General features: G+C 43.5%; 25 protein-coding genes. 12 read left to right on the top strand and 13 right to left on the bottom strand.

Annotated elements, in window-relative coordinates:
- Nucleotides 1-29 precede the first annotated feature (29 nt).
- From AC07M6_RS10585 to AC07M6_RS10565, 5 genes are all read right to left on the bottom strand, one after another.
- Nucleotides 30-683, bottom strand: coding sequence for a class I SAM-dependent methyltransferase (locus tag AC07M6_RS10585; RefSeq protein WP_494889153.1), 654 nt, complete (start codon nt 681-683; stop codon nt 30-32).
- A 4-nt stretch (nt 684-687) separates the two neighbouring features.
- Nucleotides 688-1575 carry a hypothetical protein gene (locus AC07M6_RS10580; RefSeq protein WP_494889151.1) on the bottom strand — a complete coding sequence of 296 codons (888 nt, stop codon included), beginning with the start codon at nt 1573-1575 and terminating at the stop codon, nt 688-690.
- 9 nt (nt 1576-1584) lie between these two features.
- The gene (locus tag AC07M6_RS10575) at nt 1585-2595 is read right to left on the bottom strand and encodes a hypothetical protein (RefSeq protein ID WP_494889149.1); all 1011 of its coding nucleotides are present in this window, start codon (nt 2593-2595) and stop codon (nt 1585-1587) included.
- Nucleotides 2595-5003: an SLBB domain-containing protein gene (locus AC07M6_RS10570; protein ID WP_494889147.1), complete on the bottom strand. Its 2409-nt coding sequence runs from the start codon at nt 5001-5003 to the stop codon at nt 2595-2597. Before AC07M6_RS10570 ends, AC07M6_RS10575 begins: the two co-directional genes overlap by 1 nt.
- A 102-nt stretch (nt 5004-5105) precedes the next feature.
- Nucleotides 5106-6098 carry a glycosyltransferase family A protein gene (locus tag AC07M6_RS10565; RefSeq protein WP_494889145.1) on the bottom strand — a complete coding sequence of 331 codons (993 nt, stop codon included), beginning with the start codon at nt 6096-6098 and terminating at the stop codon, nt 5106-5108.
- Nucleotides 6099-6197: 99 nt separating this feature from the next.
- On the opposite strand from AC07M6_RS10565, the gene AC07M6_RS10560 reads away from it, so the two are divergent.
- Nucleotides 6198-7427 carry a nucleotidyltransferase domain-containing protein gene (locus tag AC07M6_RS10560; RefSeq protein ID WP_494889143.1) on the top strand — a complete coding sequence of 410 codons (1230 nt, stop codon included), beginning with the start codon at nt 6198-6200 and terminating at the stop codon, nt 7425-7427.
- Between the two features lie 9 nt (nt 7428-7436).
- Nucleotides 7437-9218 (top strand): ABC transporter ATP-binding protein, encoded by a 1782-nt coding sequence (locus AC07M6_RS10555; protein ID WP_494889141.1) that lies wholly within the window; start codon nt 7437-7439, stop codon nt 9216-9218.
- Here AC07M6_RS10555 and AC07M6_RS10550 read toward each other — a convergent pair whose 3' ends face one another.
- From AC07M6_RS10550 to AC07M6_RS10515, 8 genes are read right to left on the bottom strand one after another with little or no spacing between them, the layout of a single operon-like run.
- Nucleotides 9219-10109, bottom strand: a complete 891-nt coding sequence (locus AC07M6_RS10550; RefSeq protein WP_494889139.1) for a hypothetical protein — start codon at nt 10107-10109, stop codon at nt 9219-9221. It abuts the gene before it with no gap.
- Nucleotides 10106-10936, bottom strand: a complete 831-nt coding sequence (locus tag AC07M6_RS10545) for a hypothetical protein (protein ID WP_494889137.1) — start codon at nt 10934-10936, stop codon at nt 10106-10108. Before AC07M6_RS10545 ends, AC07M6_RS10550 begins: the two co-directional genes overlap by 4 nt.
- Entirely contained in the window at nt 10920-11375 is a 456-nt protein-coding gene (locus AC07M6_RS10540; RefSeq protein WP_494889135.1) for a hypothetical protein, read from the bottom strand. The genes AC07M6_RS10545 and AC07M6_RS10540 overlap by 17 nt, the downstream gene beginning before the upstream one ends.
- On the bottom strand, nt 11375-12589 hold the full coding sequence (locus tag AC07M6_RS10535) for a 50S ribosomal protein L11 methyltransferase (RefSeq protein WP_494889133.1): 1215 nt from the start codon (nt 12587-12589) through the stop codon (nt 11375-11377). The genes AC07M6_RS10540 and AC07M6_RS10535 overlap by 1 nt, the downstream gene beginning before the upstream one ends.
- On the bottom strand, nt 12586-13797 hold the full coding sequence (locus AC07M6_RS10530; protein ID WP_494889132.1) for a 50S ribosomal protein L11 methyltransferase: 1212 nt from the start codon (nt 13795-13797) through the stop codon (nt 12586-12588). The genes AC07M6_RS10535 and AC07M6_RS10530 overlap by 4 nt, the downstream gene beginning before the upstream one ends.
- Nucleotides 13798-13845: 48 nt before the next feature.
- Nucleotides 13846-14835 carry a sulfotransferase family protein gene (locus AC07M6_RS10525; protein WP_494889131.1) on the bottom strand — a complete coding sequence of 330 codons (990 nt, stop codon included), beginning with the start codon at nt 14833-14835 and terminating at the stop codon, nt 13846-13848.
- Nucleotides 14836-14837: 2 nt separating this feature from the next.
- On the bottom strand, nt 14838-15647 hold the full coding sequence (locus AC07M6_RS10520; protein WP_494889129.1) for an HTTM domain-containing protein: 810 nt from the start codon (nt 15645-15647) through the stop codon (nt 14838-14840).
- Nucleotides 15644-16189: a hypothetical protein gene (locus AC07M6_RS10515; RefSeq protein WP_494889127.1), complete on the bottom strand. Its 546-nt coding sequence runs from the start codon at nt 16187-16189 to the stop codon at nt 15644-15646. Before AC07M6_RS10515 ends, AC07M6_RS10520 begins: the two co-directional genes overlap by 4 nt.
- Nucleotides 16190-16279: 90 nt before the next feature.
- Between AC07M6_RS10515 and AC07M6_RS10510 the strand changes: the two genes are divergently transcribed.
- The 10 genes from AC07M6_RS10510 to AC07M6_RS10465 all read left to right on the top strand — a co-directional run bounded on the left by AC07M6_RS10510 (nt 16280) and on the right by AC07M6_RS10465 (nt 24042).
- Nucleotides 16280-16921, top strand: coding sequence for a 2OG-Fe(II) oxygenase (locus AC07M6_RS10510; RefSeq protein WP_494889126.1), 642 nt, complete (start codon nt 16280-16282; stop codon nt 16919-16921).
- Between the two features lie 7 nt (nt 16922-16928).
- Entirely contained in the window at nt 16929-17558 is a 630-nt protein-coding gene (locus tag AC07M6_RS10505) for a hypothetical protein (protein WP_494889125.1), read from the top strand.
- 35 nt (nt 17559-17593) lie between these two features.
- On the top strand, nt 17594-18586 hold the full coding sequence (locus AC07M6_RS10500; protein WP_494889124.1) for a phytanoyl-CoA dioxygenase family protein: 993 nt from the start codon (nt 17594-17596) through the stop codon (nt 18584-18586).
- Entirely contained in the window at nt 18579-19202 is a 624-nt protein-coding gene (locus AC07M6_RS10495; protein WP_494889123.1) for a hypothetical protein, read from the top strand. The genes AC07M6_RS10500 and AC07M6_RS10495 overlap by 8 nt, the downstream gene beginning before the upstream one ends.
- A gap of 14 nt (nt 19203-19216) precedes the next feature.
- Entirely contained in the window at nt 19217-19501 is a 285-nt protein-coding gene (locus tag AC07M6_RS10490) for a PqqD family protein (RefSeq protein ID WP_494889121.1), read from the top strand.
- Nucleotides 19491-19925, top strand: coding sequence for a lasso peptide biosynthesis B2 protein (locus AC07M6_RS10485; protein ID WP_494889119.1), 435 nt, complete (start codon nt 19491-19493; stop codon nt 19923-19925). The genes AC07M6_RS10490 and AC07M6_RS10485 overlap by 11 nt, the downstream gene beginning before the upstream one ends.
- A 262-nt stretch (nt 19926-20187) precedes the next feature.
- Nucleotides 20188-20370, top strand: a complete 183-nt coding sequence (locus AC07M6_RS10480; protein WP_494889117.1) for a hypothetical protein — start codon at nt 20188-20190, stop codon at nt 20368-20370.
- A 357-nt stretch (nt 20371-20727) separates the two neighbouring features.
- Nucleotides 20728-20910 (top strand): hypothetical protein, encoded by a 183-nt coding sequence (locus AC07M6_RS10475; RefSeq protein ID WP_494889115.1) that lies wholly within the window; start codon nt 20728-20730, stop codon nt 20908-20910.
- Between the two features lie 301 nt (nt 20911-21211).
- Complete coding sequence (locus AC07M6_RS10470) at nt 21212-23065, top strand: asparagine synthase-related protein (RefSeq protein ID WP_494889113.1); 1854 nt, start codon at nt 21212-21214, stop codon at nt 23063-23065.
- 2 nt (nt 23066-23067) lie between these two features.
- Complete coding sequence (locus AC07M6_RS10465) at nt 23068-24042, top strand: hypothetical protein (RefSeq protein WP_494889111.1); 975 nt, start codon at nt 23068-23070, stop codon at nt 24040-24042.

Raw genomic sequence — 24042 nt, 5'->3', positions numbered from 1 at the left:
CGGTGATTTACTTGCTATGATATATGGTTTTAAGTCTTGCTTGCCAGGATAATGATTTTTCTTGCTAAAATTCGCGGGTTCTGATCATCAAACCCCCGTTCGGCGAAATAAACCAGGCGCAGGAAACCCCGCCACAATGCATTCATGAAAATATAAAGCAAACTCCTTACCCCGGTTACCGGTACCTTATCGCCGCTGATGTGATGAAGCTGCAGGCCGGCATCTTTTATCATGGCCTTTATGCTATGCTCGGTAAGTATCAGCCGTATATGGTAATCTTTATATTTAACATATGGCCCGGTAAACACGGCACCGTTTACAATTTCAAACAGTATTTTTCCGTTAGGTTTTAGGGTTTGTTTCAGCAACTGTATGATATTAAGCACCTCGTCATCCTTAAAATAATAGATCACATCTTTAACAATGATCAGATCATACGTTTCGGGTATTGAACGAAGAAAATCATCCGCTTTGCTAATTTTTTCTGTACGGATGCCCTGCTTGTTCAACAACGTCCACGAATCATTTTCGCAGATATCCGCACCGTTAAGCCGGGTATATCCCTGTGCGTGCAAAAAGGTTAGCATGTTTCCGCCCCCGCATCCAAAATCAAGTATGGCCGCATTTTTATCCTGCGTAATCAACGGAAGATAATTTAAGCGGTAATAGGGTGATTGGCGCATGTTGCTATAATTTGGTTTCCTGAATATGTTTCGGATCAATTACGCCAATAAAATCATCCTGAAGGCGTTTTGACGAAAAAAGCTTGTATTTGATCACTTGTACTGCAGCCTGGATAAAACCGGGGACATATTTTTTGTATATGGCTTTAGCAGCAGATTGATTGGCTACCGGGCCATCATCGGCTATACGCCAGGCTTCGGCATAATCGCTTTGTAAAGGCGGACTGCTTAATGCATCTTTTGTTTCGGTTTTTTGAGCCGCCACGCATAAAAATGTTTCCCGGAAATTTTTTATGGTAACCCTGCTTTTAACATCTGCCGGATCTTTAACAGTGTACCATTTTTCTACCTCGCCATCTTTACCCAGCACGCCCAGCATTACGTGATGCATAGTAAAGCCGTTGGCCGGTGAAAAGATGCGAAAGAAAAGTTCGGGGCTAAACTGGTAAAAGCCATGCCCCAGCAGGTTGTTTGCGGGGGTAATGCCAATATAAAAACCGCCTTTTGTAAGGGCGTCCATACAGCTTTTAACAGCTACCGGGAAATTAAAAACGTGTTCCAGTGTCCCGCTGTCTATCACGGCGGTGTATTTACCATGTAATTGTTGGGGGAGCGGCTGGTTCAAATCATGAATAACGTTGGCCTGCTCATAGTCTGAGTAATCCATGCTATCGGTTGTTTGGGCGCCAAGCAGCCCGAAAAATTTTTCAGCATATTCGTCGCCTGCCGTAGCGTCGAAATTGATATTTAATCCCAGTTGCCGGGCTGTACTGTTTAAGCTCGGCTTATCGGTATACAAACGCAGGCGGCCAAGTGTAAGTGTGTGGCTAAAATCTGCGCCATTTTTTTTTGAAAGCAGTAAAAATTTGGCGAAACTGTTTGTAATTCCCATATCCCGTATTTATAATGCCGTTTTTTTAAGATAAACCACTAACCTAATGGCAGCCATAATGAATAAAGCTAAAAATAAAAATACAGTACCTCTAAATAACGCAAAGCTAAGCGCGCTTCTTTTTTCGGCTTTCAGTGGCATGTCGGGTTCATCTATTATCCTGAATAATGGAGTCTCTTTTTGTAAATTGATCTTCGCCATTTCGAGGTTACGCACGGCCTCGGTATAAGCCGCCCCCAAAGCTGTTGCCTTTGCCTGGTTAATGAGCACGCTGGAGCGTTGAAACATAAGCGATGGATTAATATTATAGGTCATGTCATTTACACTGGCGCTGGATTGAAACAAATGCCTAAGCGCTACACTAATACTATCGGCTTCTTTTTCAAGTAGTTTTAAACTACTGGTTGCCACCTGTGTTTTGGTTTCAATAAAATATCGCGCGGTTTCACGCAACATGCTGCTGGCTGTATAATTGGCTACCCACGGATTTTCGGATTTGGCGCTGATGTAATAAAATACCAGGTCATTCTTATTAAATACGGTGAAAGAGTTGGCCACTTCACTCACAATTATCCTGAGCAAGTTCTTTTGGGTTTGGGAAAACTTAGTCGTATCGGCAGGAAAAGGATTGGCGCCGTGTTGTGCTTTAGCTATAAAATTAAGCAGCAACTGGCCGTTGGGCAGGCGGTTAAACAACGCGCTGCGAACTATCTTACGCGATTTAAAAAGCTCAACAATATTATTACCCGTAAAAATATTTTCTGAACCGCTTGTGCTGGCATCATACCCAAGCTGTGCTACCAGGTTCTGGAAATTGCCGCTTTGCCTGTTTTCGGTAGATAGCACAAAGCTGATAGTGGCCGTATAAGTAGGTTTTTTGCGATAAATACTTAAATAACCCATTGCTCCTCCAACTAAAAATACAGTAACCGGTATATACCACCTCTTTTTAATGAAGATTAAAATATCCTGCAAAATATCTTGCCAGTTGCTGGAGATTTTACCAAATGCCTGCAGCATTATTTTGAAATTGAATTGAGCGTTACCACCACAAGTGAAATGATAGATACCAGGGCAGACGTAATGCCAATTGTTTCGGCCGTACTTAACCCACGTCTGGGCATTTTTGCAGGAACCACAATCTCGGAGCCTGTTTTGATTTTGGGATATGAACGGATCAACCCGAATAAATGGGTGTTGGTACGGTCCAGTTGTCCGTTGGCATATATGACATATATTTTTGAAAGCCTTGCATTGTCTGTTGAACCGCCTGCCCTGCGCAGGTAGTATTTTACCGACTCTCCATCTTCGTAATTTACCTTACTGCTATATAAAACTTCGCCGCTTACTTTAACCAGCGGGTCTAATTTGGCAACGGTAACGGCATCGCCTTCTTCCAGTACGTAATCGTCTTTTGAGCCGGGCGCATGAAGCACCTGATCCATGTTCACGGCTATTTTTACACTGGTAGCCCGGATATCCCTAATTACGCTACGGGTAGTATCCTTAATGCTGTGCTGTATAGATTCGATTGCTTTTTTTAACGTAGTATCCTTAGAAATGCCATCGTCTTTAGCTTTGCGGACTAAAGAAACCCCGTTAATATAAGCTGATGGTGTAAGGCCTCCTGCCTTTTTAAACAGATCGCTTAAGCGCTCGTGTTTACTGGTAATGGTGTACTGCCCGGGGTACAAAACCTCGCCGGTAATGGTTACCCTTTGCTGTACGCTATACATAGGGTTGCGCCTGACACTGACAATATCAAAGGGTTTTAATATAAATGAATTGCCTTCAAACAACAGGTTTTTCTCCGTATCGATAAAGAAAACCTTTGCAATAGAATCTGTAAGCGGTTTAGTGCCCTGTGCTGTAAGGCGGCGGCTCACTTCAATATGATAGGAGGTGCCCGCATCGGTAAAACTACCGGCCAGGAATAATATATCTTTTAATGACAGGTTATCCTTATAAGGGTAATAGCCCGGGTTGCGTACTTCGCCCTCAATGTAAATGGAATAGTCGCTTATAAATGTGGTAACAGACGAAATATTGACAATATCCTGTTTTTGCAATACAACATCGTTTTTCCCTGTTACAACATCGGTTACTTTAAATGAGATATTTTCTTTGGTTTTGTCGTCGCGTATCCTGGTAATCATGCCGCGGTCCATAAAGGCATCTTCCCTTAAGCCGCCGGCTTTTTTAATTAAATCGCCAACAGTCATGCCTTGCGAAAATTCAAAGAAGCCAGGCATATATAAGGCCCCATCTATACTTACCGAGTTAACAATGCGTTCGGGAATACGTTGCACTATAATTTCATCGCCATTAGCCGGCAAATAGTTTAAATAACTACTTTTTGCAATATCTTTAACACTTCTGTTGGTTTCGGTAACTTGTTTTATTTTAATACTGGCCGTATAAGCGTTTTTGGTAAAGCCGCCGGCGTAAAATAGTAACTGGTCAAGATTTTCGCCTGCGGTAAGTTCAAAAATGCCGGTTCTTTTAACCTCGCCTGTTAGCGTAACCCGTTTTTTATAAACAGGAATATTAATAACATCGCCCTCCTGAAGCAGCACGTTCCCGGTCAGATCGCCTTTGGTTAAAAACTGGTAAAGGTCAATTTTTTTAATTATTTTACTGCCACGTATAAGTTCAATTGCGCGGTAGGTGCCAATTGTATCGGGCCCGCCGCAAAGAAACAATGAGTTAAACACTGTGGTTAATGAAGAAACGGTATAATTACCGGGCTTTATCGCACCAATAATTGTAACACGTATGCTTCTGATTTTTCCTAAGGTGATATTTAGCCGCGTAAGCCCGTTTTTAAGATTAGGGTAGGCGGTTTGGCTCATCCGGGTTCTGATTAAGCCGGTGGCGTCTTCTATGGTCAGGCCCGATACGCTTATTACACCCACCTGCGGGATGCTTATGGTGCCTTCGGGCTGTACTTGTGCCTTTATACTGGCTTCCTGGTAACCCGAAACGTTAATCAGCAGTTCATCATCCGGCCCGAGTACATAATTTGCAGGCGTGGCTATCCGCAGGTTTGGTTCAAACGACAGTGATGAAGAAGTAAACATGCTGGATCCGAAAATTTTTACCGGAGCTTGTCCATTCATCACAACCTCATGTTCTTTTTGAGGTGTTTCACGGGATGCTGAATTGATAGCGGCCGAGGATTTGTCGCCGCCCATACGCGTTTTAACCTGTTCAATCTCTTCCTTAGAGAAACCACGATCGCTCAGCATTTGTGAAACCTGGTCAAATGTCAGGTTATTATCCTGCATTTGCTGTTTGTATTGTTGAATCTCTTGTTCTGTTATCTGTCCTTTTTGAGCCCTTTTGGGTAAATTTTTAATAGGGTCCTGTGCCGTTACAGTCCAGGTAATCACAATACAGAACAATGCTGAAAGTAATAGTTTATACATAGATTTATATTGGTCAATATCTCCAAATTTATTAAATCTAAACTATCATCTGATATAAACTTTAAAAATGATTGATTTATATTTAATCCTGTAGTTTTTCTATTATTTACGTAGTTTATTACTTTGCTTCCTGTTGCAGTAAAACTGCCAAAACACCAGCGAAAAATGATATAACGTTAAATAGGCCAATGGACTAAATGATGCCAAAAGATATTGGTATTTAAAAACGGCCGAAGGCCTGCGGTTAAAGTCGGTTTGTAAAAAGTGGGCTACCTCGCGATAAGGTTTTTTTTCGATACCAAAACAGCTTCGCCATATAAACTGCCCTGCTATATAGTGATACATATAGTCGCCTGCTCCGGGCCATTTTTCAATAACCACGTCCTTAAAATCTATCGTCTGCGGATTATGGGTTGACATACGCTCGCGCGGGTGCTGGTGTATCAGTACCAGCGGCTCCGGAATTGATTTGATTTTCAGCCCTTTGGAAATTAGTTGTTTCCCTAAATCGTAATCCTCCAAACGATTAAGTGTTTCCTCAAACCGGATGTGCTCTTTCCGAAAAATATCCAGGTTGATGATCATAGACGAGCAGGACATCATTTTTAACTCCTGGTGATCAGCGTTTGGCCAATGATGGTAGTATCTGTACATTTTAAACGGGTAACGGAATATTTTTGAATATCCGGCGCAATATAGCAAGGCAAGTTCATCATCAGCCATTAGTTCCTTTACCCTTACTGATAAGCTGTTGGGAAGCAGTTCGTCATCATCATCCAAAAAACAGAGATATTTAGTGGTTACCAAAGCCATCCCATCATTTTTGGCCCCCGAAGAGTTTTTTTTATTACTGTGCAGATAGGTCCATTTCTGTAATGTATTTTTTTCCTGATACGCTGCTATGAGGGTTTTTATGCCGCTGGTTAGTTGTTCATCGTCATTATTATCAACAACATAAACATGGAGCTCCGGATAGTTTTGTGCCACAACAGAATCGAGCGCCCTTGCAAGGTAATCGTTTCTGTTTTTGCTGGGAATGATGATTGAAATAGAGTTGCCGGTGTCCATATCTGCAATGAGAATACGATTATACATTAATCTCTCAAATTTTTTTATATTATTTGTATATTCATTCGCCAGGCACAAATTACGTGCAGTTAGCCGTGAAATAAACTGGTATTACTAAGTTATTTTGTGAATAAACAAGCCGCAACGGGAATGATCCCGCTAAAGGAACTGAAATCCCTTTATTCTACTGAACAGGTTTTATTAATTCTGTTTGCGAGGCTTTATTTTTCAACAGCAAGTACTGCCGAAGTTGCCGCTTTTATAGCTGAGCGCCCTGTTAACTGGAAAATATTTTATAAACTGGTACGGGAGCATGGCATGCGGCCATTTACCTGGTATATCATTGATAAATTCGGGCTTGAAGCTCCGGCGGAGTACACAGAAACCATTAAGGAAGGCTATAAAATGACCCTGTTAAGTAACAAACGCAAGTTGTTATTAATAGAAGGGATTGTTAAACATCTGGCCGCGCTTGGTATTACCGTTATACCCTACAAAGGGGCTGTTTTTACGCAGCGTTATTACCAATCTGCCGGCTTGCGCGAAATTGCGGATATTGATCTGCTGGTTAGCCCTGCCGATTTGCCCCGCATTGAAGATTATTTTATTGAAAACGGATATTTGCCCAGGGAAACCGTTCCAAGGCCTTTTCTTAAATACTATACTACTTTTTTCAAAGAAATAGTTTACTCAACACCCGAAACCGGCGCCAACAAAAACTGCGCTATTGATTTGCATTGGAGAATGACCAACCGTTTTGCAGGTAAATTTCCGGCACATCAATTTTTTGTACAGCATCTGGAACCGGAAGACGGGAGCCATAAATATCCCCGGCTGCAGCCGGAATATGATTTGGCAGTGATGCTGTCTAATCATTTTGTTAAGGATATGTTTATCAAGTTTAAATACCTGGTAGATATTGGCTGTTTCCTGCAAAAGCATCCGGGTTTACCCGATGGCCATTTGGTGTTTACGCTGGCAAAAAAATACAAGTTTGAAAAAAGACTTGAAGCAGGCCTGGTGCTGATGAACCAATTATTAGGCATTGCATCAAACCCTAAATTTGCTTCGGCAAGTTCGCCCGCGATTTTTTTGAAAACACCGTTAAGCCCAAAATTACTTTTGCCGCGCCTGCAGTATAACGAACCGGTGTTTCTGAAACGGGCCATCGGGCTTCAGGATAATTTACTACAGCAATGTAAATTTGTAATACGTTGTTTCTTTTATAGCTTTATACCTACCTATATTGATATTAACGAGAGCAAATTACCTGTTTATGCATTACCTGTACTTTTTATTATGCGGCCTTTCCGGCTGCTGTTTAACGCAGGTAAATCAAAATTAAAACGCTTGTAGCAGATAATAATGAAAAGCCGGAAAACTAAACTCAGCAGTTTAAAAAACGATCTTCGGCGCGCACTGCTATTGGTGGTAAACAGTAGCCCGCGGCTTACTACTTACACAATTATTACAACTATTTGCCAGGCACTGCTTCCGGTGGTATCGCTGTATTTTATCCGTTTACTGGTAGAGCAGGTGTTGAAGGGTAACAAGGTGGCGTTTACCGAAATTGTGCCAACTATTATAGGTTTTAGCATAGTGCAATTGCTTATTGTGCTGACCAGCCAGATATCTGCCTATATTACGGCCATGTTTCAGCAAAAACTGACGGATAAAATGTCGGCAATGGTGCTTAATAAGGCCATAAATGTTAACCTGGAATATTACGAAAACCCGGCTTATTATGATACGCTGCACCTGGCCCAGCAGCAGTCGCTTTATCGCGCTACCGTATTATTGGGGATATTTAATGCTTTGCTGTTAAATTTCTTATCGCTTTTTTTCCTGGCCAGCTTATTTATCTCCATGTCCTGGCTGTATGCGGTGCTGTTTATCTGCCTTTCGCTTCCGCTGGCATTTGTTAAATGGTATTACGCACATAAAATGTACGCGGCCGAGCGCGATTTTGCTCCGCTGGAACGGGAAGCAAACTATTTATACCAGGTATTAACCGGGCAGGGGTATTCGAAAGAGGTCCGAACGTTTAAATACGGGGCTTCATTTATCGCTAAATTCGGTGCCATTCGTAATACTATTTACCAAAAAAAGCACGGCTTGCATGTAAAGCTGATGCGCTATAGTTTATTGGTTGAAACCTGCGAGATAGTAATTGTAGCCATGATTTTTGGGATGCTTGCAAAAAGCGCCTGGATGGGGGCAATAAGCGCCGGTGTTTTTGTTATTTATCTCAGTGGTTTTCAGCGCCTGCAAAGTACGGCTAAAAGTTTGCTGCAATCGCTGGTACAATTGTTTGAGCAGCGGCTTTTCCTGGGCGATTTGTTTGGGTTTCTGGATATCCCGGTGCAATCTATACCTTCCGGCGGCCAGCCTTTCCCCAAAACAAACGATGGGCTAACGGTTAACAAATTGTCTTTTACCTATCCCGGTACCGAAAATCCAGTGCTTCATGAGGTAAGTTTACAATGCAAACCGGGCGCAATTGTGGCCATTGTTGGAGAAAACGGCTCGGGCAAATCAACGTTGGTAAAAGTATTATCGCGCTTATATCAGCCAACAAGCGGCGCCGTAACCATGGGTGATGTTCCCTTAGGAGAGATATCGACGGATAGCTTTGCAGCAAACACTACTTTCATGTTTCAGGATTTTGGGCAATACCTCATGACGGTAGAAGAAAACATCAGGCTCGGTTCTGTTTCAGAAGGGCAGGGGAGCGACCCTGCGCAGGCGGCCCGGCTTTCGGGTGCCGAATCTTTCATTAATAAGCTGGCAGGCGGTTATCAAACAAGGTTGGGCCGCACGTTTAAACATAGCGAACAATTAAGCGGCGGGCAATGGCAAAAGCTGGCATTGGCCCGGGTATTTTATAGCGGGGCGCAACTTGTTGTGCTTGACGAGCCCACCAGTGCCCTTGATGCCTTATCAGAACACGAAGTGTTCACTAACCTGAAAAATTTTTCGGAGGGGAGGATGATCGTGCTGATCTCGCACAGGCTTTATAATATTAAGCTGGCCGATCAAATTTATGTCATGCACGAAGGTGCAATTGTTGAATGTGGCGACTTTAATACCCTGATTAGCCTGAACGGGCGTTTCAGAAAAATGTATGATAAGCAGAAACTGGAGTAATCATCCCCCGAATTTTTTTTTATTAAATTCTGTTTTGGCATCAAAATGAAACTGCGAGGCCATTAGTTGCAGTTCATCCGCTTCGGGGAAAACGTTAAAGTCTGCCAGTATCTTCGGCAGGCCTTCAGTATTAAGGTTTTGATAGTCGATATGTTTAAGTAGTGATTGATCCTTTGCTGATGCGGTGCGGAAAAAACCTTCGACAATTTCTTTTAGTCCGGCGCCGGCTTTTTCAGATAATAATTCCATCATCCACGGGTCATCGGTACCCAGCCAGCCTGGTAATCTTTTTTGCCAGGATGTTAAAATTTCGGTGATAGGCCGCCTCAGAAAGATGCATGGAACATCAGGAAACGCGGCATGAATAAAATCAAAAAACAGGATATTAAACGAGCTGAACTTAATAAAGTAGCGTTGGTGCGTTTTAACGCGTTTGCGTCCCGCGGCCAATACCAAAGCGCGGTACATAGCCAGGTTATCAGCCGAGGGCAGCAGCGGGATGGCGCCGTTTTGCGTTAGTGTTTGCCATATACGGTTTAGCTGATCGCTCTCGCCAATTACCAGGTTTCGCCTTGAACGGGCCAGCACTTTAGTCAGGGTGGTAGATCCGCACCGCCCGGCATGAAAAATAAACCCGGTAGGGTAAAGTGAACCGGTGGCTATGCTCTGATTTTTTAGTACTGAAACATCTGTAATAAACTGTTCAACGTTACCGCCTTTCAGGGCTGCAAAAGTACTGAGCGATTTATGAAAAAAGCCTTCGTAAAAATGGTAATTTTCCAGGTCCTGCCATATCATCTGCTCGCCTTTTTCTGTTATAGCAATTGGGATCAGGCCCTTACGGGAAGCCAGTTCAAGCAATAGTACTTCGTTTGAAAGTTTTGGTATCATATGCCCGCTCCGGTTAACAGTTTAAATATCATGTCCGTCAGGAATATCATATATACCGGCAGCAAGTATTTTAAGTAATTGATGCGCATGGTAACAAGTGTGCCGATATGAAAAAGAAGTCCGCCGGCTACATAAATCAGTGTAAGTGACGGAATGGGTATGATGATCCAAAAACTAAGTTCGAACAGTAAAACCAATACACTTGTAAACAGGCAAAGCCGGGGCCTTAAGGCCAGTTGAAGCGCGGCTTTTTGATCGCTCCAAAGATAGTTTTCCAGCAGGTAAGCCTGTAAGCTTTTGCCACTGAGCCAGGTAAAACCCGAGTGCCTGATCTTTTGCAACCCAGCCGAAAGATAAAGCTGGGCAATTGCTATTTTAATGAGCGTAAGTTCCCATGCTGTGCCAGGCGTATGAATGGAGTTACCGGTTGAAGGGGAAAACAATAGCACCAATAATACAAAAGGCAGCAGGTTTGTTTTTCGCTGAATGTAAGCCAGCGACATGATAGGCGTGAAATAAAAGAAATAGGACAGAAGGGCAATCAGTACAAAGAACCTTGGGGAAAAACCGGCGGTTACCGCGCACAGACTAAGCAATAACAGGCACCCCGACAGCAGGAATAATGTTTTCCCCGGCCTGGGTATGCGAAATAGCCCCAATAGTTTAGGCGGCGCACCGTAAATTTTTTCGGGTTTGGTAAGGAAGTACAGGTACTGCTCCCTAAAGCTGAACAAAAGCTGAATAGCCAATACCGCGCAAAATAATTTTGCGAACAACGCCGGGTGGTTTAAGCCCGAAGGTTTAAACAGATCAGCAAACCAATCCATGCCTTATTTCACTAAATAAAAAAGTTTTTAATACCACTTCGGATACCTGAAGCGAGGCATCTGTACGGCGTTCTATCAGCAGGAAAGCGATATGGTTTTTTAACGAGCCTTCTTCCTGCTCTATTAAACGAAGCACTTCGGCCAGGACGCGCTTTTGCCCCAGCAAATTTATACTGCTTTCTATCTGATGGTTTACCGTTGCCTGCATCAGTTTATCCAGTTTCCTTGCGGTAAATTCAGGATACCTGTAATATTTTGTTTTCCACCAGGTAATGCCCCCATCCTTATCTTGTAGCGCGATACGCAAAACGCGTACCTGTTGGGCCCGGTATGCGCCCGAATACATGGGATACCAGGAAAAAGGAAACAGGTCCTTTTTTCCGATGGTTACCCATATCAGGATACCGCACATCGATATAAAAAATATACTGTAAGGCATTATGGTTTATCCTTATTTAAAACATGTATTTCCGAATTTTTTCCCTGAGTGTATCGATATTCTATATCAAGATCGCTTCCAGGTGCCAAATTACTTGCTTCGGGTATATACCAAACAGGGTTTAGCCAGTGCCTTGCCCTGCCGGCAATATGTGGTTTGCTTGTGAGTGACGCATTGGTAAGCGTAAGCGTAAAATAAAGCATTAATCCATTGAAGCTATGCTGCGACTGCACGCTTACTTTATGTTTTATTTCTGTTGCAGCAATCGTATTAAAATCAACATCTGCCAATAAAACCGGCTCATCGAAAATTTCAATTTCGGTGCTGATGTTGGTGTTGATACGCAGAAACGACTGGCTTAGGTTTACGCTGGTTTTATTCAGCGCCTTAAAATCAATACCATACCAGTTTTTCCAGTTATCCAGCTCTTCGGACTGCAAAATTCGGTTTTTGATCAGGGATGGCGCAATCCTGGCAGGCAAACCAAATAGTGCCATGCCCGAAGGAATGACACGCGCGCCGGCCTTCAGCAGCCGGCGATGGGCATCGTTAAATGTTTGCAAAATATTTTCGCCGAAAGGATCGTTCCCGATGATCTCGCTCACCAGCACATCGGCTTTTTCGGGCAGGGTGATCTGTGTCGACCAACCCCTTATCAATACGATCCTGGATGCAACTTCAGTTTCGGCGATAGTTTCCTCCGCAATATCGGCCATAGTGCCTGCTTCAATAGCGTACACTTTACTGGCGCCCGCCCGTGCTGCCGCTATGGCAAGTATCCCGGTACCGGTGCCAATATCAAGTACCACATCCCCGGGTTTTACGGTTGCCTTTATGGCATTTATAAATGCATCAGTACGTATTTTGTCATTCAGCATGCCAATATGTACAGGTGCCGAACCAAAGCTTTCCGGGTTTTTATCTGCGGTTACCGGGGTTTTGCCATGTTCTGTCAGTGCGCCAATTTTGCGGAGTTTGGCAATGGTGCTGGTAATTTCCATCCAATCGGCTATGCCGTTTACGGGCAGATTTTTTAAAACCTCATTTAATGGCCGGGGCTGTGTAAAAGCGCCCAATATGGCCAGCGCGTAGTTTGAAAAAAGATGCCGGTGCTGATTAACGGTAATGTGAACCGAATAAGTAGATTCTATGCTTATGTCAATGCGGTTCCCGCGTTTAAGCACAATGGCTGAAGATGCTTCATCGCTTTTCATACTGTTTTTATTGCATCCATACTTATAGCTAACCGCGAACCTTTAGATTCGTTGTAATTGAAATGAACAGTGCATTGATCACCGGGCTCCAGCTTTTCAGCTTCCGGAAAATGCCAAACCGGCGTGCGCCAGCTGTTGGTTTGGCCGGCTATCTGTGGGTGGGTGCTTAAAACCGTATGGCCTAAATCAAGCTCAAAATACATGAGCAGGCCGTTGAACGGTCCGGCTGCCTTTATAGTAACTTCATTACTGATGGTGAGCGCGGTAAATTCGGCAAACATCACTTCGGTAAGCAGTACAGGTTGACTATGCAGGGTTAATTGCTGAAGCCTTTCGTAATTGGCCATCATAAAAAAATCGGTTTGGTCAACCTCCAGTTCGCCAAGTGCCGAAAAATCAATATGGTACCAGCTTTGCCAGTTCTGCAGATCGGTTGCCTGCACCAACTGGGTTTTTAATAACGAAACCGGGATTTGTACTGGCAACACAAAAACCTTCATAGCATTTGGAATAATGCGCGCGCCGGGCTTTAACAGGCGCTGCCGGGCATCAATAAATGTTTGCAGTACTTTCTCGCCAAAAGGATCGTTACCAATAATTTCGCTAATCAGCACATCAGCCTTTTGGGGCAAGGTGATATTTGCAGACCAATCTCTGATCACTTCTATTTTGTGCGCTACTTCTGTACGGTCAATGGTTTTCTGTGCCACGTCGGCCATACCTCCGGCTTCAACCGCATATACTTTTTTTGCGCCTGCGCGTGCCGCGGCTATGGCCAGCACACCTGTTCCGGTACCAATATCAAGCACAACATCATCTTTACCAACAAGGCCGTTAAGCGCATGCATGAACAGGTCGGTGCGGGTTCTGTCGTTAAGCATGGCAATATGAATAGGCGCCGAGCCGAAGCTTGCCCATTGCTTATCTGCCACCGGTTGTACTTCCCCGTAAATATGCAGGGCGCCGATAAGATAAAGCTTATGAATAGTAAGGGTTAATTCAATCCAGCCGCGTGTGCCGGCAGCCGACAGCTTTTTCAAACCTTCGTTTAACGATTCTGGCTGTGCAAAAACATCAAGTATGGCCAGTGCGTGGTTGGAAAATAATTCCTGTTGATGATTAAAAGTTAACCGGATTTTATGAACCGATTCGATATTCAGTTCAATCGGGCTGCTTCGTTTAAGTATGGTATGGGGCTGAAGTTTCATTGGTTGTGTGTTCGGTATATAGCTGCAATGTTTGCTTTACAATTATGGTTACGCTTCGTTTGTATGAAGATGCCTTCGCATCCTGTCGCCTATAAATCCGATGAATTTTGTAAACCGGCGAAACCATAATTGCGTATTATAAAGGGCATCAAGCAGCCGGTTGCGTAGTTGCAGCCCCGAATTTGCGTTTGCGAAGTGAAGAGGGGTGTAGCCGAATAGAATAAGCTCCTTAGCGGCAAGCCAGTTAAACCGCTGGTGTTGCCGGCGGGTCCAGTTTGCTGCCCTGGCCAGCGGATCAAACTCATTGGTTTTATGCACCGGATTCCAGTGTAAGGCGCTTTCGCCGCCTTTAAAAACGGACGATCCTACTACCGGGATGTTCAAGGCGCTTTGAAAATCGTATTTTTCGCTGTCCAGTTCCAAAAACGCCAGGATCTTTCGCATTTGCTGTTCGGTATCTGTATGCAATTCTTCAAATTTGATAACCATATATTGCGTTTTAGCCTCCTGACATGCCTGTACAAACGCATGTATTCTTCGGGCCGCCTGGGCCCAGTCCCTCATGGCTTCTTCACGTCCATAACCAAACGACAGGTCAATCGATTCTACCAGCGCCCGCCCGTCTCTCACAATTATAAGTAATTTTTCATGGGGGAACAACTTGAAGAACTTACTGATATTAGCTACCTGCGGCGTTTTTGCCACCAGGAATTTTGGTGTTTTTCGGTCTGCTATGATGCCTTCCTTTGCCTCTGCCGCTTCCCATGCGCGGCGAAGAAAGGTGAGCAGGCCTTCGCCCAGGCTTTCCATCAGCAACTCCCTGGCAGGTATATCGGGCAGGCCGCCTTCGCTTAACCATCGTTCATAATTACGGTTTACAAATTTGGCCAGGATAGCCGAGCGCTCCAAAAGACCATCCTCCGGTATCGCGCTTTTTTCGCAATCGGGATGATGGCTTAACAAGTTCGACAGGAAATGCGTCCCGCTACGCGGCATGATACCCTGAATGAAAATGATATGAGGTTGCCTGGCTTCCATAGTTAATGTGCTACGAATATAATAGCGGGGTAAGTTGCTATCCAAATCCAAAAGAATTTCCCCAGCCTGATAAATATCGCGATACCGGCGTGAAGTAAAACACCCCATCCCAAAAACAGCCATAAAAGCGGCTGACCTACCAGCGCTAACGGGAAAATACACTCCATACCCAGGGTGCCCCAGGTAAGTAATTTGGCAAATGTGCTATGGCTCTTTAACCAGTGTGCAACTTTTTCCGTTGCTACTAAACTGGGCGAATCAAATATATGCAAGATTCCGTTTCCGTTTCGCCATTCGGGATTAAACAGTTTAGTGGCCCCGGCAGTTACGTATGAAAGGCATGATTGTAAGGCAATAAACCACAAGCAGGCAAGCGTAACCAAGGGAGTTGGCACAAAGCATCGTAGTAACAGCGCCCCGGCAATCATCAGGGCAAAGCGGTTTTCTGTTTCTGCACCGAAAGGCGTATTACGTAAGTTCATTAACGATCCGGTAAGGAATACGATGAGCAACATGATTTTAGTTAACTCATTATGCTCTGGCGCCAAAATTAGGATCAACCCGGCGCAGCCGCGTGTTGCCATTACAACTATCCAGCAAGGATAGTTAAAAATAAGATCGGTAAACTGCAGGAACCATGCGGAACGCTTTTTAAAATATCCGTTTTGCCGGATGGTGCGCCAATCAAACAATCCACCTTGCCTGAATTCACGGGAAACAGATAGTTTTTCTGCCGAGTCTATCAGTATATACAAGGCCATAAACCGGATCACCCAGATGACGGCCTGCTGAGCGGTGAGGGAAAACATCATGGCGTGTGCAGGTCTGAAATGAATTGCTTTAAGCTGCTGGCATTACCGGGCAGCTTTTCCGTCATTTCAATTTTAAATTGCCGGGCCTTCAGGTTTTGCGGGGCAGGCAACCGCAAAATATAATGCAGTATAACCCGGTAATTGAACCGTTCTGAAAAGTTGATCTTTTCTTTATCTTGTGCCGAGGTAACCCTCTGCATCAAATTATCGGCAGTAGATAAAATTGTTTGCGGGATAAGGTTACCGGGATACCATAGGGCATGCCATAGTTTGTAACGGGGAATAAGTGTAAGGGGGTACCAGTCAGTCATTTCGCCGTTCTGTAACTCATCGCGATAGTAAATGTGGTATTCCCTGGGCGTTTCTGTAAACAACTGATAAGCCGATACCCAATTGAAAAGATTAAACCTATAAATAAGTTTTGCCGTAAAACGGTTGAAAGCAGCATAGCTGATGGTTAGTAGCAGCCAGGTGCCTAACAGCATCACCACGATGAGTTCGGTAAAGGTAAACTGTTGCAGCATATAGGTTATGTTGTTCAAATATATTGATAACTTTTACTTTAAAGAAGCGCTTGTGCCAAATGTATTTTCCCCTGAGGGAGAATGTTTTAAATTAATAACTTTGAATAAATGATTAAACTGACCCGGAAAGGCCTGCAAGGGGTGGATGATGCGCTGGTAACAGCGTTGAAGGATGAATTTGAAGACCGCCAGTGTATTGTTTTACCGCGCTTGATTGAAGATGAACTCTTTCAAAAAATTGCTGTAAGCGCCGGGGCTGCTTCTTTTTTTGAGAATGAGCACTATAGCGAGGAGAATAAACTTTTTGCTGCCGATCTGTCAATCGCGGGCAGCAATGTAGCTTTGCATCAGGTTAATTTTCTGCTAAACAACCCAGCAGTTTTCCGTTTAATGGAAGATATAACAGGTTGCGGCACAGTTAGAGGGTTTACCGCCCGCATTTACCGGAACCTGCCCGGCGCCAACCATTACCTTGACTGGCACGACGATACGATTGATAAACACAGGCTGATTGGTGTGAGTATGAATTTGGGATTGGAAAAATTCAACGGGGGGGTATTCCAGATCAGGAGAAAGGATTCGGATGAGTTTTTGCGGGAGGTGAGTTGCGGCGATCCCGGCGATACGCACATTTTTAAAGTATCGCCCCACCTTCAGCATCGGGTTACAAAAACAACAGGCCAACATCCGCGCACAGCTGCTGCAGGATGGTTCATGGACAATCAACCAGCAGCTTTATTTAAGCAATAAGCCTGGAATGACCAATTTTTATATAGACGAATCAAAACTGGATACTTATCAGTTGGAATATGCCAACACTAATTGTGTGTTTTTGCCTGGCTTACTCAAAAAAAACGCGCTTGATAATTTTATCAATAAAATCAGTAGTATTGAGTTTGAAACCAAATACGAAACCGACGATGAAAATAAATTTGGCAAGGTGTTATTTGTACCGCTAAATGCCACCATTTTGTTTACATTTCAAATGATGTTTAATAATAAAGAGCTGTTTACCCTGCTGGAAAAAATTACTGGCTGCCCGCCGATAGGGAATTTTGTTGGCCGTATTCACCGCAGCGAAGAAGGCGGGGGGCACGAAATTAACTGGCACGGCGATAATGCCGACAGCCGCTTGCTTGCCATGACACTTAATTTAGGGACTGACAGATATACCGGGGCCAATTTCCAATTACGCGAGCTGGGCTCGGAGAAAATGCTGAGGGAATTTGGACAAACCGAGGCCGGGGATGCCTTTATTTTTAAGATAGACCCCGGGCTTCAGCACAGGCTGGCCCCGCTGAAAACGGGTAAACGAACGGTAGGCGTAGGATGGTTCAGGCAAAACCCCGATCTGGCAACATTTATTAAAACATATTTAAAACCCTGAAGGGCTGGTACAGAACCCGCAACAGTTAGCCTATTATGAAACTTGAAAAGAAAGAAGCCGGCCAATCCATCTTAAAAGCTTTGCTTGCAAAGCAGGTTTTTTCGGACGAAGAAGTTGAAATGCGCTTTCAGCAAGCATGCTCGCCCGAATATTGGCGCCAGCTAAACCCTCAGCTAAGTGTATGCGATAACAAGCCGTTCAATCATTTTGAATCGCACGCGATCAGTGGGGACGAATCAGGCGATATGCTGAAAAAACTAAAAAGGGATGGTTATTTCAGTACGCATCAGCCATTAATAGCGGCTGATGTTGCTGCCAATATGCTGGAGGGGGTTGAAAACCTGAGAAAAGCCGGCTGGCATGAGGTATGGGCATTTGTATACGACGAATTTTGGCAGGTAACCCGTACGCCATCGCTTGTAAACCTGTTAAAAAAGCACCTGGGTGAAGGTTTTAAGGCAATGCCGCATGTGGTGGTGCATTATGTACACCCCGAAACCGGCGCAGGCTGGAGCCCCCACGTTGATTTTTCTGAACGCGACGACCGTTTTACGGTATGGTTTTCTATCAGTGATGCCACCATAGATAATGGCTGTATGTATATTATTGCCAAACAGCGTGTTTCTGACGAATTGCTGGGCAAATGGCTGCGGATGGAGGACCTGGGCCATCGTGAGGTTAAAGCATTGCTGCAAGGCACCAAAGCCCTGCCTGTGCCGCCCGGAAGCATACTTGCCTGGGAGGGCGATGTTATACATTGGGGTACAACGTCAAGCCCGAACGTGCAGCCGCGGGTTAGCCTCTCGGTGGTTTACCTGCGCGAAAATATTGAACCACTTGCAGATGAGGTGCCTTTATTATCGCCCGAAGCGGTGCCCGATTTCTCAAAAAGAATGCTGGCCGTTGGCAAAGCAATAAATTATTATAATATTCACGTTCTGGCATTAAATAAATTTGCCATAATAGGGAAAAGGGTTGTCGCCACGTTTAAAGAACAAGCCATGCGTAATACAAATAATAATGAATAATATAGCCCCGCCGTTGGTTACATCTGAAGCTATAGACCTGTTTAAGCAGCGGGGGTATTGTGTAGTTAAACAAGCCCTGGAACCAGCACTTGCCCAGGTGTTTGAGAACTATACGTTAATGCAACGGTTTAATAAATACTATCTGGACGACCAGGTTACGAATTCAAAATGGCGTTATGCAGATGTATTTGGCGAGAGCCTGCTGCTGCACCTTCAACCCCTGATGGAGGAGCTATCCGGATTATCATTACATCCCACTAATTCTGTATTAAGGATATATCAAAAAGGTGGTATCCTGAAAAAACATGTGGATAGGCCAACTTGCGAGATCAGTGCAACCCTTACCGTGGGTTACGATGCAAAAGAACCTTATCCTATTTGGGTACAAAGCAAAAAAGAAAAAATTCCTGTATCATTACAAAGGGGAGATTTGTTGGCTTATAAAGGCTGCGAGATACCCCATTGGCGCGAAGAGTTTAAAGACCGCCATTGGATACAGTTATTCCTTCATTACGTTGATGCAAACGGCCCCAATGCCAGGTATAAAAATGATGGCAGGTTAATGATTGGAATGACCGGGGGGAAGGTACTGGCAGGTGAACAACCAAAATACTAATTATATTAAAAATTATGACAAACTTATCCTTACCTAAAACCGTAAAAATTTCTGATAATGTGCTTTTCCAGCAAATTAATGACGAATGCGTATTACTTAATATGGAAAGCGAACAATATTTTGGCCTGGATGATGTAGGCTCCAGAATATGGGAGATCCTGTCTGAAAACGGGGATACAGCAATGGCACTTCAATTGTTATTAACGGAGTATGATACAGATGAACAAACGTTAAAATACGATTTATCGGTGCTCCTGACAGAATTAGCGCAAGAAAAATTAATCTCGTTTGAAAATTAGTTTAAAAAAACTGGCAACGTTTTGGCGTCTGCCCGTACGCGATAAGTTATTTCTGCTACGGGCGGCTGCACTGGCGTTGTTTATCCGGCTGTTTCTAAAAATTGGCAGCTTTAAAAAACTGACCGGCTTACTGAAGGTTAGCCCAATACTTACCGCGCCCGAAAATGAAATAGCTGTGCTTAAATATCACCGGAATATGATTCTGATGATGTATAATTTGCACCCTTTAATTAATTGCCTGGCTATTTCTGTAGCATTTTGGTATTTGCTGAAGCGTAAGGGTATAAAAACCGAGCTTAAATTTGGTGCCATGAAAGAAGCAGGAAAGCTTAAGGCCCATGCCTGGCTGGAGCATGAGGGTTTCCCGCTTGCGCCTGATGATAAAATTAGTTTGTATGAAACATTTAGCAGCCTTATTTTGTAGTACATACAAATACCCCTTAAAATAGCGGATACAGATTTTCCCCAATCGCGTTCATCGTGCTATGGTAAAATGAATTGTTGCCCCAAATTACCGTTAGGATTATTGGTTTTTAATAGATATTACAGTTATAAATATTAAACTGCATATAAAAAATATTCAAATTTTAATATTCTGTTTGGAATAAATAAACAGTTTTATATCTTTATCTAATTAAACCAATAATACCTATTCTTAATTAACCCCCATTAAAACCGTACTTATTATGGATATTTTGACTAATTTAAATGATTCGGATCCTACCACATCAGGCGGTTTGAATGACTCCAAAAAAGCTTACCATTCGCCAAAAGTACAGCGTTATGGTTCTTTAGCAGAGTTGGTTCAAATGCGCCCGGACCGCGGCCGTGATGGTGAAACACGATGGATTGATTGTACATCCGGATAATCAACTGATTGATCAGGTGGCAATGCTACAATATTTTATGGGAAGTTACCGATAATATCAATAGCCTATCTTATAAAACCAAATTAAAGCCTTACTTACTATGGATAATTTGACTAATTTTAATGATTCGAACCCTACTGCAGCAGGAGGTTTGAATAACCAGAAAAAAGTTTACCATTCTCCCAAAGTACAGTGTTATGGTTCATTAGTTGAGTTAGTTCAACTTCGTCCGGACCGTGGCCGTGATGGTGAGACGAGATGGATTGATTGTACATCAGGATAATCACTTGCTTTGATCCGGTATATAATTATCAATAATAAACCGATCCTATTAAACCAAATTAAAGTTTACCTATTATGGATTATTTAACTAATTTAAATGATGCAGATCCTACTGCATCGGGAGGTTTGAATACCCCCAAAAAAGTTTACCATTCTCCTAAGGTACTGCATTATGGTTCTTTAGCTGAGTTGGTTCAACTTCGCCCGAATCGTGGCCGTGATGGTGAGACACGATGGATTGATTGTACATCGGGATAATCACTTGGTTTGATCCGGTAACATGCTACAATATTCTACGGCAAGCTTAGATTGGCTTGCCTTTTTTATAATATGTCGCCTGTGGCAGCCAAAAATCAGTGAGTGCAAAGTTTTTATTGCGATATTAGATAGCTCATTCAATCAATTCAGACCACGCTTTAGAGAATTGGAAAGCCTTATCATTACTATTAAGAGTACGGCGTTATGTTTTTTTCTTTTGTTGAGCAGCCCTTTCATATAGATGGTAGAATTTTGCGGTATTTTTAATCAACAGGGAGCAGGTACCCACGGAGTTACTTTAATGGAAAAAGCATTTCCGGTGGAAACTGGAAGTGCTTTTGTTTCCTGGCGTAACAACCAACTGGCTTTTAGCCAGCGGTCTGTTAAAATAGCTCCCGAAGCAGATAATCAAGATCTCCCTTTTTATGATGCAGAAAGTGATATAACTGTAATGGGCGATATCCGGCTGGATGACCGCGATGGACTGTGTGCTGCATTAAACATCCCGCACACGGTGCGATTACAAATTGGCGATTACCGGTTAGTTATTGCTGCCTATCAAAAATGGGGCGAAGCTTTTCCCGCTCATTTACTCGGCGATTTTACAATTGCTTTATGGGATGGCAAACAACAAAAGTTGTTGTGTACCAGCGATCATTTCGGGCTGCGGGGCATGTTTTATTATTATGATGGGCGCAAATTTATTTTTGCTTCATCGCCCGGGGTAATTACTGCTGTTGATGGGGTTCCGGCCGCCATTAATTACAATAAAATAGCCACGCTTATTTTTATTGAGGCCAAGCATTTATTTTGGGAGGAAAGCTGGTTTGAAGGTGTTAAACTACTGCAGGCTGCCACCACCATAATTGTTGATCATACCGGGTTGCGTAAGCAAAAATACTGGGTGCCGACAGAAAGCAAAGAACAATCTTTTAAAAACGAAGAAGAATTTGGCGAAGCATTTTATGATGTGATGTCCAAATCGGTAATTGATAGGCTTCGGAGTAATACACCGGTAAGCGCCCTGTTAAGCGGAGGCCTCGATTCTTCGTCGATTGTTAGTGTAGTTGCTAAAATTCTGGAGAAACAAAACAAACAACTTCAGGTGTTTTCTGCAGTGTTGCCTGCAGGCGATCAGGGAGAGATGACCGATGAGCGCTATTTTATTGATCAGTTTCGCAGCTTTCCTAATGTTAATATTAACTATGTAACAGCCCCTGGTAAGGGTTTCTTTAGTGGATTGGAAGCCTTGCAAAACGTTATTCATAGCCCTAACCTGATATCAAGGCATTATTTATACACAGCTTTTGTAGAAGGTGCACAGGCCTTGGGTTCAAATGTTATACTGGATGGCCTTGGCGGCGAGTTTGGTGTTTCATTTTATGGGACGGGCGTTCACGCCGAACTTTTTATGAAAATGCGCTGGCGAACCCTTTGGAACGAATTAACCAAACGAAACGCGATTTATGAAAGCACTATGCTTTCGGATATTAAACAACAGGTTATCAGGCCTTTGTTTATGGGGTCTGCCATTGATGCTTTGCGAGGGCGCGCCACGGGCCTTGATAAAACGCGGGAGCATTGTATCCAGCCTGAACTGGCCGTTATGCTTAAGGAAAGACTGGAAACAGGAAGAGATCAAATAAAGTTAGCTTCGCGTGAGGTATCCCCGTTTCATCGCAAAAACCAGGTGGCTTTGCTTAAGCTTAAACAAGCTAAGGCCCAGGGCACGGCAAATTTAGGTCCGGTTGAACTGCGTTACCCTTTAATGGATAAACGCTTGCTGGAGTTTTGCATATCCGCACCAGCTGATCTGAAAATAAAGAATGGATACGAGCGGTATATGGTACGGGCTGGACTGAACGGGATATTGCCGCCAGAAATTCAGTGGCGAATATCCAAAGGGGCCTTTTCTCCAGATTATAACCGCCGGTACAATGATCAGTCAATGCAGGCAAAAGCTTATTTAGCAAATATTTCGCCGACTGACCCGGTGAGAAAAATTGTAGATGTAGAAAAATTAAAAACTTTAGCAGCAATACCGCTGTACGATAGCGAATTTAACACATTTGCTGAAAAGGCGGCCAGGGACTTTGTTCCACAAGGTATTTACCTTATTGAATTTTTACGACGTTTTAACGAATTCAGGAACTAATAATGAATTTTCAATATCAAATTTATGGATTGTCTGTCAATAGTTCCCGTAAAATAGGGGTTTTAGACGAAAAGCAAGACCTCATTACCGATCTGTCAGCCTGCTGGACAACGGATATTTCCGAAACTCCGGATGCCGCCTTGCATTGGCACGAGGTTATTACTAACAGCCTGAGGGCAAGGGACAGGATTACTTATTTTAAGGCGCAAACTGCCGAAGGTGTATATCATAAATTGCGTTTTGTTACTGATTACGGCGGTTTTGATGTTATTATTTCTCCGGCTAAAGATCGTCTTTGGATGATATACAGTGCGGATGAACCGGCAAGTAATCTGGACTCGTATTTTATAGGGGCGGTTTTAGGTTGTGTTTTACGTTTGCGCGGCATACTGTGCCTGCATGCTTCGGTAGTGCGGATACAGGATATGGCTGTTGTTTTTTTAGGCAGAAAGAAAAGCGGTAAATCAACCACTGCCGCAGCCCTTGCCAGGCATGGCTACAAGGTAATGGCCGATGATATTGCTGCGATAACCACTATCAATAATCAGTTTTACGTATACCCGGGTTATCCTAAAGTCAGGCTCAGGCCAAAATCACTGGCGGTTCTTCATCCGGGGCCGCAGGAGCAATTTGCTTCTGTTCATTCGCACCGGGATAGCCGGTACTCAGATATCCTGGAGCATTTTTGGGAAACGCCTTTGCCACTGGGGGCTATTTATATTTTAGGGGAAACCGTTAACGATAATGATACCCCGTTTGTTGAGCCGGTAAATGCTGGTGGAATGGTTGATTTGCATAGTAATACTTTTGGAAATTACATTATAACTCCTGACCTTAGGAAACAGGAGTTTGAGGAACTTGCGCGGATTGCGATGAATATCCCTATAAGGCGGCTCCATTTTGGGCGCAATGTTGAATTGGTTGATTTGCAATGTACCGCCATTATTAATGATTTTTTATTGTTAAAAAAATATTAA

The sequence above is a fragment of the Mucilaginibacter sp. GW821-FHT07H05 genome (assembly GCF_059418485.1).
The sequence above is the reverse complement of the archived record's forward strand: the minus strand, read 5'-3'. Positions and strand labels throughout refer to the sequence as shown.

Excerpts from the sequence above, each read along its gene's own strand:
- AC07M6_RS10585 (WP_494889153.1), bottom strand. The coding sequence starts at position 683 with ATGCGCCAATCACCCTATTACCGCTTAAATTATCTTCCGTTGATTACG.
- AC07M6_RS10580 (WP_494889151.1), bottom strand. The coding sequence starts at position 1,575 with ATGGGAATTACAAACAGTTTCGCCAAATTTTTACTGCTTTCAAAAAAA.
- AC07M6_RS10575 (WP_494889149.1), bottom strand. The coding sequence starts at position 2,595 with ATGCTGCAGGCATTTGGTAAAATCTCCAGCAACTGGCAAGATATTTTG.
- AC07M6_RS10570 (WP_494889147.1), bottom strand. The coding sequence starts at position 5,003 with ATGTATAAACTATTACTTTCAGCATTGTTCTGTATTGTGATTACCTGG.
- AC07M6_RS10565 (WP_494889145.1), bottom strand. The coding sequence starts at position 6,098 with ATGTATAATCGTATTCTCATTGCAGATATGGACACCGGCAACTCTATT.
- AC07M6_RS10555 (WP_494889141.1), top strand. The coding sequence starts at position 7,437 with ATGAAAAGCCGGAAAACTAAACTCAGCAGTTTAAAAAACGATCTTCGG.
- AC07M6_RS10550 (WP_494889139.1), bottom strand. The coding sequence starts at position 10,109 with ATGATACCAAAACTTTCAAACGAAGTACTATTGCTTGAACTGGCTTCC.
- AC07M6_RS10545 (WP_494889137.1), bottom strand. The coding sequence starts at position 10,936 with ATGGATTGGTTTGCTGATCTGTTTAAACCTTCGGGCTTAAACCACCCG.
- AC07M6_RS10540 (WP_494889135.1), bottom strand. The coding sequence starts at position 11,375 with ATGCCTTACAGTATATTTTTTATATCGATGTGCGGTATCCTGATATGG.
- AC07M6_RS10535 (WP_494889133.1), bottom strand. The coding sequence starts at position 12,589 with ATGAAAAGCGATGAAGCATCTTCAGCCATTGTGCTTAAACGCGGGAAC.
- AC07M6_RS10530 (WP_494889132.1), bottom strand. The coding sequence starts at position 13,797 with ATGAAACTTCAGCCCCATACCATACTTAAACGAAGCAGCCCGATTGAA.
- AC07M6_RS10525 (WP_494889131.1), bottom strand. The coding sequence starts at position 14,835 with ATGGAAGCCAGGCAACCTCATATCATTTTCATTCAGGGTATCATGCCG.
- AC07M6_RS10520 (WP_494889129.1), bottom strand. The coding sequence starts at position 15,647 with ATGATGTTTTCCCTCACCGCTCAGCAGGCCGTCATCTGGGTGATCCGG.
- AC07M6_RS10510 (WP_494889126.1), top strand. The coding sequence starts at position 16,280 with ATGATTAAACTGACCCGGAAAGGCCTGCAAGGGGTGGATGATGCGCTG.
- AC07M6_RS10505 (WP_494889125.1), top strand. The coding sequence starts at position 16,929 with ATGACCAATTTTTATATAGACGAATCAAAACTGGATACTTATCAGTTG.
- AC07M6_RS10500 (WP_494889124.1), top strand. The coding sequence starts at position 17,594 with ATGAAACTTGAAAAGAAAGAAGCCGGCCAATCCATCTTAAAAGCTTTG.
- AC07M6_RS10495 (WP_494889123.1), top strand. The coding sequence starts at position 18,579 with ATGAATAATATAGCCCCGCCGTTGGTTACATCTGAAGCTATAGACCTG.
- AC07M6_RS10490 (WP_494889121.1), top strand. The coding sequence starts at position 19,217 with ATGACAAACTTATCCTTACCTAAAACCGTAAAAATTTCTGATAATGTG.
- AC07M6_RS10480 (WP_494889117.1), top strand. The coding sequence starts at position 20,188 with ATGGATATTTTGACTAATTTAAATGATTCGGATCCTACCACATCAGGC.
- AC07M6_RS10475 (WP_494889115.1), top strand. The coding sequence starts at position 20,728 with ATGGATTATTTAACTAATTTAAATGATGCAGATCCTACTGCATCGGGA.
- AC07M6_RS10470 (WP_494889113.1), top strand. The coding sequence starts at position 21,212 with ATGGAAAAAGCATTTCCGGTGGAAACTGGAAGTGCTTTTGTTTCCTGG.
- AC07M6_RS10465 (WP_494889111.1), top strand. The coding sequence starts at position 23,068 with ATGAATTTTCAATATCAAATTTATGGATTGTCTGTCAATAGTTCCCGT.